An 8,077-nucleotide genomic window follows, 5' to 3' on the forward strand; every position below is an offset into this window, starting at 1 on the left:
TCGGAGTGGCGGGGGCCAGGAGCCTCGACTCCGTCGGATCCAGCCCAAGCAGGGGTGGGAAGGGACTGCGCTCCAGAGAAGGCTTCCCCCCTAGCAGGTGCTGCGCTGGTGAGAGAACTAAAGGGCCCGCAGCACCTCCCGTGCGGCCTCCAGGGTTCTCTCTACATCCGCCTCCGTGTGGGCTAGGGAAGTAAAGCCGGCCTCAAATTGTGAGGGCGCCAGATACACCCCCCGCTCCAGCATGCCGCGATGGAAACGGGCAAACTTTTGCAAGTCCGACTGCTTGGCCTCCTCGTAGTTGCGCACTGGGCCGGCAGTAAAAAAGAAGCCAAACATGCCGGGCAAATAGCCTCCGCACATTTCGTGCCCAGTTTCTCGCGCAATCTCCAGCAGCCCCGTCAGCAGCTTCGCAGTAATGCGCTCCAGATACTCATAGGTGCCCGGGCGACGCAAAATCTCCAGCGTTTGGATCCCCGCCGTCATAGCCAGAGGGTTGCCGGACAGCGTACCCGCCTGGTACATCGGCCCTGCCGGTGCTACCATCTCCATAATTTCCCGCCGGCCGCCGTAGGCGCCTACCGGCAGGCCACCGCCAATGATCTTACCCAGGGTAGTCAAATCAGGGATGACGCCAAACTTGGCCTGGGCGCCGCCGTAGCTGATGCGAAAGCCGGTCATCACCTCGTCAAACACCAGCAGGGCGCCATACCTTTGGGTTAGTTCGCGCAGGCCCTCCAAAAACCCTGGCTGCGGCGGGATAAAGCCGGCATTGCCCACCACTGGCTCGAGGATTACCCCGGCAATCGAATCTGGATACTGCTCAAACAGAGCCTTAACTGCCTCTAGATCATTGTAGGGAGCAGTCAGCGTAGCGCTGGTGGCGGCCTTGGGCACCCCCGGCGAATCCGGCAGACCCAGGGTGGCTACCCCCGAGCCGGCCTTGACCAAGAACATATCCGCATGACCGTGGTAGCAGCCCTCAAACTTGATCACCTTTTCCCGGCCCGTGTAGGCCCGCATTAGGCGCAGCGCCGCCATACAGGCTTCGGTGCCGGAGTTAACAAAGCGCACCATCTCCACACTGGGCACCGCTTCGATCACGCGCTCTGCCAGCTCGTTTTCCAAAACAGAGGGAGCGCCAAAGCTAGTGCCTTTCTCCAGTGCCCGCCGCAATGCCTCAATAACTTCGGGATGGGCATGTCCAACGATGGCCGGCCCCCAACTGCCGATGTAGTCAATGTACTGGTTGCCGTCCACATCCCAGGCGTAGGCTCCTGAGACGCGGTCAAACACGACGGGATCCCCGCCGACAGACTTGAAGGCACGCACTGGAGAATTAACCCCTCCTGGCATCAGCTGCTGGGCACGGGCAAAGATCTCCTTGGAGCGGGTGGTATTGAACGAGGTGGAGCGGAGCGTGCTGGTCATAACAAGGCATTCGACGTATCTCTGAGAATAATAAAACTAGCAGGCAGAGGAGGACCCTCCTTCCCCAGGGGGATCCACCCAGCGACCATCGGCTTTGATGAGCTCAATCAGAGCCTGGACGCCTTCTGACTCAGGCACCCTTTTCACTTCTTCTTTGCCACGGTAGAGGGAAATCACCCCCGGCGTCCTGCCCACATAGCCGTAGTCAGCGTCGGCCATTTCCCCAGGGCCGTTGACAATGCAGCCCATGACGGCAATGTCGAGGCCTACCAGATGCTGAGTTGCCGCCCGCACCTTCTGCAGCACCTCCTCCAGGTTGAAAAGGGTACGCCCACAGGAGGGACAGGCCACGTACTCCACCATGGTTTTGCGCAGGTTGAGGGCCTGCAAAATACCGTAGGCCACTGGGATCTCTTTTTCCGGCGCTTCTGTGAGGGAGACGCGAATGGTGTCGCCAATCCCTTCCGCCAAGAGCGTCCCGATCCCCACTGCTGACTTGATGCGGCCATACTCTCCATCTCCAGCCTCGGTCACCCCTAGGTGGAAGGGGTAGTTCAGGCCCAAGGCGTCGAAACGGCGGGCCGCCAACCGGTAAGCAGCCAACATAACCTGCGGACGGGAAGCCTTGAAGGAGAGAACCACGTTGTGGAAGTCCTGCTCGGCACAGATCTCAGCGTACTCCAGGGCTGACTCCACCATTCCCTCGGGGGTGTCGCCATAGAGAAAGAGCATCCGCTCCGCCAGGGAGCCGTGGTTGACGCCAATGCGCAGGGCCTTGTTCTGGGCCTTGAGGGTCTGTACAAGGGGGACAAAAGCTTCACGGATCTTGCTACGGATGGCTTCTAGTTCAGCCTTTGTGTACTCTGTGCGCCCTGGCTGGGGCTTCTCAACAACGAACAACCCAGGATTGATGCGCACCTTGTCAACGTATTTGGCCACCTCCAGGGCAACCTTGAGGCCGTTGTGGTGAACGTCAGCCACTAGCGGCACCGGCTTGTAGGTTTGGAGCAACTTCTCCCGGACTGCCTCCATCGCCTTGGCATGGGCCAAGCTGGGAACAGCAACCCGCACAATTTCCGAGCCCGCTTCGTGCAGACGGCGAATGGCAGCCACCGCCGCGTCAATATTAAGCACGTCTTCGGTGATCATGGACTGCACCACCACTGGGTGCTGGCTGCCAATTAAGACGTTGCCCACCGCCACTGTGCGGGTGGGGCGACGGGGGTAGACCGGTTCTGGGTAGGGCTGCTGTGCGTTGGGCCGCTCCACAGTTTGCATAGCTTGCTCAGAAGGGCTGCTCTAGCCTCATTGTAGGCGGAAATGCCCGCCTATTGAGGGGCCCTGCCTACCCTTGCCTCGAGGTGCTTTCCAGACAGGCCACTAGTTGCCCCCCTGGCTCCCTTCCGGAGGGCGGGGAAAATAGGACAGCAGCTTCAGCTGTCTGCTTCTGTGGTGGAATCCGTAGGGTAGTCTGTGAGGGGTCGGTGGCGAATAAAGTCTCTAGGCGTTACATTTTCCACAAACTTGCGGAAGGCCTCGCGCTCAGCTTCGTCGGCATCCTGATTCATTGGGATCGAGGCCTCCGCAATGACTTCCTCTACCGTCCAGATGGGGGCGTGGGCCCGCAGAGCCAGGGCAATACCATCGCTGGGACGGCAGTCGATCTCCTGCTTTTTGTCACCGCTAACCGTGACCAGCACCGCATAAAAAGTGTTGTCTAGCAAGGCATGGATAATGACCCGCTCCAGCTTAATTCCCCAAGCTTTCCAGGAGTTGAGGATAAGATCATGGGTCATGGGGCGGAGCGGCTTCTGATCGTCCAGGGCCTGCAAAATGGCATTGGCTTCTGCTTTTCCTACCCAGATAGGCAGAGCACGACGTCCATGGGTATCGCGCAGGATGACAATGGGGTTCTGGTTAACGGCATCGACCGCAATCCCAGCCACCTGCATCTCGATCATGGTCAACTGCCTCCAGCCTCTGGATCTCGATCGTACCCATGGGTAGAAAACTTTGGCAACACGCATGAGCTCAATGCGGCACTCAATTGCAGTAGCTCTCCTCGGCGGCACCAGTGAAAGCCGCAGCTTAGCCGCCGCCCTTAGCCAAGAAGGGATCCCTTGGATAGCTACGGTTACCACTGCAGGGGGAAGCAGGCTTTACCGGGATTTGCCTGGGCAGGTGGTGGTTACCCGCTTTTCGCTGCCCTCTTTGGCACAATTCCTGCAGGAGCGGCGGATTGGGGTGCTGGTGGATGCCTCCCATCCCTTTGCCCAGCAGATCTCGCAGCTGGCTATACAGGTAACAGCCCAACTGGGGATCCCCTACCTGCGCTACGAACGTCCTTCTGTAGGTCTAGATCCGTGGGTGCAGGTGGCGCCGGGCTGGCAGACCGTCCTCAGCGAGAGCGTACTGGCGGGGCGGCGGGTGCTCTTAACGGTGGGGGTGAAGGCGTTGCCCTTGTTTGTACCCTGGCAGGATCGCTGCCAGTTGTACGCGCGGGTGCTTCCGGAGTCAGTTCCCCAGGCGGTGCGGGCTGGGATTGCTGCCGAGCGGGTCATTGGCAGGCGTTTGCCCCTGAGCTTTGAGGAGGAACTGCAGCTTTGGCAGAGGCTGGAGCCCCAAGTGGTTATTACTAAGGACTCCGGGGAAGCCGGTGGTCTACTGGTCAAGCAGGCCGTGGCTAAGACCCTAGGAATCCCCCTCTGGGTGATCCAACGACCCCCTTTGCCCTACCCCTGGTGTAGCCAGAATTTGGCTGAGGTGGTGCAGGAGTGCCAACGTCAGCTGGAGAAATTTAAAACGGCTCCTCTGCAGGCAAATCAGGCTCGCGATCGGGACGGGATCCCAGCAGCTCCAGCCGCTCCACGGCAATAACGGGCCGCTGGCGCTCCTCCCCTGTGGATCTGTCTTTCCAGCGATCGAACTTCAGGCTGCCCGTCACCCCAATGAGGCTGCCTTTACGCACATACTCCCCCGCCACCTCAGCGGTGCGTCCCCACAGCTCTAGGTTAAACCAATCGGGCTTGTCTTCGCCCTTGCGGAAGCGGTTGACCGCCAGGCTAAAGGTACACACCACCTTGCCCGATTCAAAGTAACGCACTTCCGGATCCGTACCGGCCCGGCCCACCAGGGTCACCAGGTTCAGGCTCATGGGCTTTTCTCCAGACTACTGACCGCTCTAGCCTTTTTTGTTTTAGCGCCCGCAAGGGATGCAGCGCCAGCCTCAGGCCTTTGGGTCAGCGGGCTATTGCCCTTGTAGTTTGAGGCTGGGGATGGTTTTCTGGGGGGATCCAAAAATCTCTGCGAGTGAGTAGCCGCAAGGGGGCGCTGATTGTGTTGCAAAGATTTACAATGTCAGAGGCCCCAGAGTCCCTGCCGGCCCAGGCCTTCTCAGCGGCCAGCAGGAAGGGTTGACTACTGCAAGCGGAAGCATTCAGCACCATTTCCCATGGAATTCATCTACGCATACGCCTGGTTGATCCCCGTCTATCCCCTAGTGGCGGCCTTTTTGCTGGGTCTAGGCATTTTGGTCTTCAACGCCTGGACAAGGGCCAACCGGGCTCTGGCCGCCTTTTTGAGCGTATTTGCAACGGGGACGGCGATGGTTCACGCCTTTGCCCTCTTGGCCAGCCAGCTGCAAGGCCATGAGGCCGTCCTTAGAACCATCACCTGGGCCCAGGCGGGCTCCTTCTCGCTGGACATGGGCTTTGTGGTCGACCACCTCAGCGCCATGATGCTGGTGGTGGTGACCACGGTGGCCTTCTTGGTGCAGATCTACTCCGATGGCTACATGGCCCAGGATCCCGGCTATGTGCGTTTCTATGCTTACCTAAGCCTGTTTGCCTCCTCGATGCTGGGCCTGGTGCTCAGTCCCAACCTGGTACAGATCTACATCTTCTGGGAGCTGGTGGGGATGTGCTCCTACCTGCTGATTGGCTTCTGGTACGAGCGGCAGGCGGCGGCAGAGGCAGCCCAGAAGGCATTTGTGGTCAACCGGGTGGGCGACTTTGGTCTGTTGCTGGGCATTTTGGGCTTTTACTGGATTTCTGGAACCTTCGAGTTCGAGGAACTGGCCCGCAATGTGGAGCAGATGGTGGCCAACGGCGCGGTGAGCAGCAGCTTGGTTGCCCTGTTTGCCCTCTTGGTGTTCTTGGGGCCAGTGGCCAAGTCAGCTCAGTTCCCGCTGCACGTGTGGCTGCCGGATGCCATGGAAGGTCCCACGCCCATTTCCGCCCTCATCCACGCGGCCACCATGGTGGCTGCCGGAGTATTCCTGTTGGCGCGGATGTTTCCGGTCTTGGAAGGGATCCCGGCAGTCATGGATCTCATTGCCTGGACAGGGGCAGGGACGGCCTTTTTGGGGGCCAGCATCGCCATTACCCAAAACGACATCAAAAAGGGCCTGGCCTACTCCACTATTTCCCAATTGGGCTATATGGTCATGGCCATGGGCTGCGGTGCCTATGGGGCCAGCCTGTTTCACCTGATGACCCACGCCTACTTTAAGGCGCTGCTCTTTTTGGGATCCGGCTCGGTCATCCACGGCATGGAGGCGGTGGTGGGCCACGACCCAGTTTTGGCTCAGGACATGCGCCTGATGGGAGGGCTGCGCAAATACATGCCAGTTACGGCCCTCACGTTTTTGATTGGCACGCTGGCCATCTGTGGGATCCCGCCCTTTGCCGGCTTCTGGTCCAAGGACGAGATCTTGGCTGCGGTTTTTGAGCACAACCCCGCTCTCTGGGGGGTGGGCTTCCTCACGGCAGGGATCACCGCCTTCTACATGTTCCGCATCTACTTCCTTACCTTTGAAGGGGAGTTTCGCGGCACCAACCTCAAGCTGCGCCAGGAGGTAGCTGTCAGCCAGGGCCGACCGGTGCCGGCTTTTGCCTATGCGTTTGCCGGGAAAGAGGCCGCCTTTGGGCCTGGAGCCATGAACATTTACGAAAAGCCCCAGCCCAGCAGCCATCCCGAAGCTGGGAAAGAGGGGCACGAAGGGCATGGGCAGGCCGCTGAACCGCATGAGTCGCCGCTATCGATGACAATTCCGCTGGTGGCGCTGGCCGTTCCCTCGCTGCTGATTGGGTTGGTGGGCACTCCCTTTGCCAACTTCTTCGAGGCGTTCATCCATCCGCCTAGTGAGGCTGCAGCAGAAGCTGGTTGGGCCCAGGTGGCAGCCGAGTGGCAAGCAGTGCTGGCGGGCCGCTTCGACTGGCGGGAGTTTGTGATCATGGCAGGCAGCTCGGTGGGCATTGGGCTGCTTGGCATTGCCTTGGCGGGTCTCATCTACTGGCAAAAGCGCATTGACCCCGGCACCTTCCCCCAAAGCCTGCAGCCGCTCTACTACTTCTCCCTCAACAAGTGGTATATCGACGATCTCTACGAGCGGGTCTTTGTGCAGGGTACTCGCTTTGTAGCGCGGGAGGCGCTGGAGGTGGACAGCCGCATTGTGGATGGGGTGGTCAACCTGACGGGGCTAGTGGCCATGGTCGGCGGCGAGGTGATGAAATACCTGGAGAACGGCAAGGCGCAGTTCTACGCCCTGATCATCTTTGCGGCAGTAGTGGTGATGGTGGTGCTTGCCAGGGTTGGGCTCTAGCCTGGGGGCCGTTGGTGGCGTCGACGCTGGCTAGCTTGGCCGGCTGCAGCTGCAACGGTGCTGCTACTGAGGGAAAACTAGGGCGCTCCTGCCCTGGGGCTGGGGGGCAGAAAAAGGGCTCCTACCCTCTGCGATTGGGGGGAGCCCTGTCCATTAACTGCCAGTGGCGGCGGGTGATTCTTGAAGCTCGACTCTGCCAAGAAGGGATCCCTTCCCTCCTCCCAAAGAGGTTGGACTTACTTATTGGGCTGAGGAGTGATCCGCAAGTAGGGCTTGAGCTCCTTGTAGCCTTTCGGGAACTTCTCCTTCAGCACTTCAGGATCTTGCAGCGAAGGTGGAATGATGACATCATCGCCATCTTTCCAGTCGGCGGGAGTGACAACGTTGTACTTATCCGTCAACTGCAGAGCATCGATTGCCCGCAGCAGCTCGTCGAAGTTGCGCCCCGTGCTAGCTGGATAGGTGAGGATAAGGCGGATTTTCTTGTTGGGATCAATAACGAACACTGAGCGCACCGTCAAAGGCAGTCCTTCTTGATTGAGGTTGGTCTGATCCAGCATGCCGTAGAGCTGGGAGACCTTGCGGTCAACGTCTGCCAAGATGGGATAAGTCACCCGGGCATTCTGGGTTTCCTCGATGTCTTTTACCCAACCAAGGTGGGAGTCTACATCGTCCACGCTGAGGGCTAGCACCTTCACCCCTCGCTTCTCGAACTCAGGCATCAGCTTGGCAACAGTACCCAGCTCGGTGGTGCAGACTGGCGTGTAGTCGGCGGGGTGGGAGAACAACACTACCCAGCTATCCCCGGCCCAGGAATAGAAGTCGATTTCGCCGTGGGTGGACTTTTGCGTAAAATTGGGAGCCGTATCGCCAAGTCGGAGAGACATACACTCTTTCTCCTCAGTAAAGGGTTCAGTCCGCTGAGGGTAGGATTTGATCCATCCGCCCCCTATTTTGCCACAAAAACTCTACTTTCCCGAGCGGATTTTAGGAGATTTTTAGATCATCGCCAACCTGGCCGCAAGGCGAGAAGCCCTTTCCTAATGT

The 8,077-nt window shown here is 59.3% G+C and carries 7 protein-coding genes; 2 read left to right on the top strand and 5 right to left on the bottom strand.

Features of this window, described 5'->3' with window-relative positions:
* Positions 1-117: 117 nt before the first annotated feature.
* The 3 genes from hemL to NW827_RS10300 all read right to left on the bottom strand — a co-directional run bounded on the left by hemL (position 118) and on the right by NW827_RS10300 (position 3,389).
* Positions 118-1,428 carry a glutamate-1-semialdehyde 2,1-aminomutase gene (gene hemL, locus NW827_RS10290; RefSeq protein ID WP_414362207.1) on the bottom strand — a complete coding sequence of 437 codons (1,311 nt, stop codon included), beginning with the start codon at positions 1,426-1,428 and terminating at the stop codon, positions 118-120.
* 36 nt (positions 1,429-1,464) lie between these two features.
* Positions 1,465-2,706, bottom strand: coding sequence for a (E)-4-hydroxy-3-methylbut-2-enyl-diphosphate synthase (ispG, locus tag NW827_RS10295; protein ID WP_414362205.1), 1,242 nt, complete (start codon positions 2,704-2,706; stop codon positions 1,465-1,467).
* 155 nt (positions 2,707-2,861) lie between these two features.
* Positions 2,862-3,389 (bottom strand): bifunctional nuclease family protein, encoded by a 528-nt coding sequence (locus NW827_RS10300; RefSeq protein WP_414362203.1) that lies wholly within the window; start codon positions 3,387-3,389, stop codon positions 2,862-2,864.
* A gap of 73 nt (positions 3,390-3,462) precedes the next feature.
* Between NW827_RS10300 and NW827_RS10305 the strand changes: the two genes are divergently transcribed.
* Positions 3,463-4,305, top strand: coding sequence for a cobalt-precorrin-6A reductase (locus NW827_RS10305; RefSeq protein WP_414404144.1), 843 nt, complete (start codon positions 3,463-3,465; stop codon positions 4,303-4,305).
* Here the strand turns inward: NW827_RS10305 and NW827_RS10310 are convergent.
* Positions 4,226-4,582: a single-stranded DNA-binding protein gene (locus NW827_RS10310; protein ID WP_414362199.1), complete on the bottom strand. Its 357-nt coding sequence runs from the start codon at positions 4,580-4,582 to the stop codon at positions 4,226-4,228. The two genes, NW827_RS10305 and NW827_RS10310, sit on opposite strands and share 80 nt — an antisense overlap.
* A gap of 297 nt (positions 4,583-4,879) precedes the next feature.
* On the opposite strand from NW827_RS10310, the gene NW827_RS10315 reads away from it, so the two are divergent.
* Positions 4,880-7,030, top strand: a complete 2,151-nt coding sequence (locus NW827_RS10315) for an NAD(P)H-quinone oxidoreductase subunit 5 (RefSeq protein WP_414404143.1) — start codon at positions 4,880-4,882, stop codon at positions 7,028-7,030.
* A 236-nt stretch (positions 7,031-7,266) separates the two neighbouring features.
* Here the strand turns inward: NW827_RS10315 and NW827_RS10320 are convergent, their stop codons facing one another.
* Positions 7,267-7,917 carry a peroxiredoxin gene (locus NW827_RS10320; RefSeq protein WP_414362196.1) on the bottom strand — a complete coding sequence of 217 codons (651 nt, stop codon included), beginning with the start codon at positions 7,915-7,917 and terminating at the stop codon, positions 7,267-7,269.
* Positions 7,918-8,077: the final 160 nt, after the last annotated feature.

The organism is Synechococcus sp. H70.1, assembly GCF_047502705.1.
Taxonomy (GTDB): domain Bacteria; phylum Cyanobacteriota; class Cyanobacteriia; order Thermostichales; family Thermostichaceae; genus Thermostichus.

Coding starts and splice junctions, on each gene's coding strand:
- hemL (WP_414362207.1), bottom strand. CDS start 1,428: ATGACCAGCACGCTCCGCTCCACCTCGTTCAATACCACCCGCTCCAAG.
- ispG (WP_414362205.1), bottom strand. CDS start 2,706: ATGCAAACTGTGGAGCGGCCCAACGCACAGCAGCCCTACCCAGAACCG.
- NW827_RS10300 (WP_414362203.1), bottom strand. CDS start 3,389: ATGATCGAGATGCAGGTGGCTGGGATTGCGGTCGATGCCGTTAACCAG.
- NW827_RS10305 (WP_414404144.1), top strand. CDS start 3,463: ATGCGGCACTCAATTGCAGTAGCTCTCCTCGGCGGCACCAGTGAAAGC.
- NW827_RS10310 (WP_414362199.1), bottom strand. CDS start 4,582: ATGAGCCTGAACCTGGTGACCCTGGTGGGCCGGGCCGGTACGGATCCG.
- NW827_RS10315 (WP_414404143.1), top strand. CDS start 4,880: ATGGAATTCATCTACGCATACGCCTGGTTGATCCCCGTCTATCCCCTA.
- NW827_RS10320 (WP_414362196.1), bottom strand. CDS start 7,917: ATGTCTCTCCGACTTGGCGATACGGCTCCCAATTTTACGCAAAAGTCC.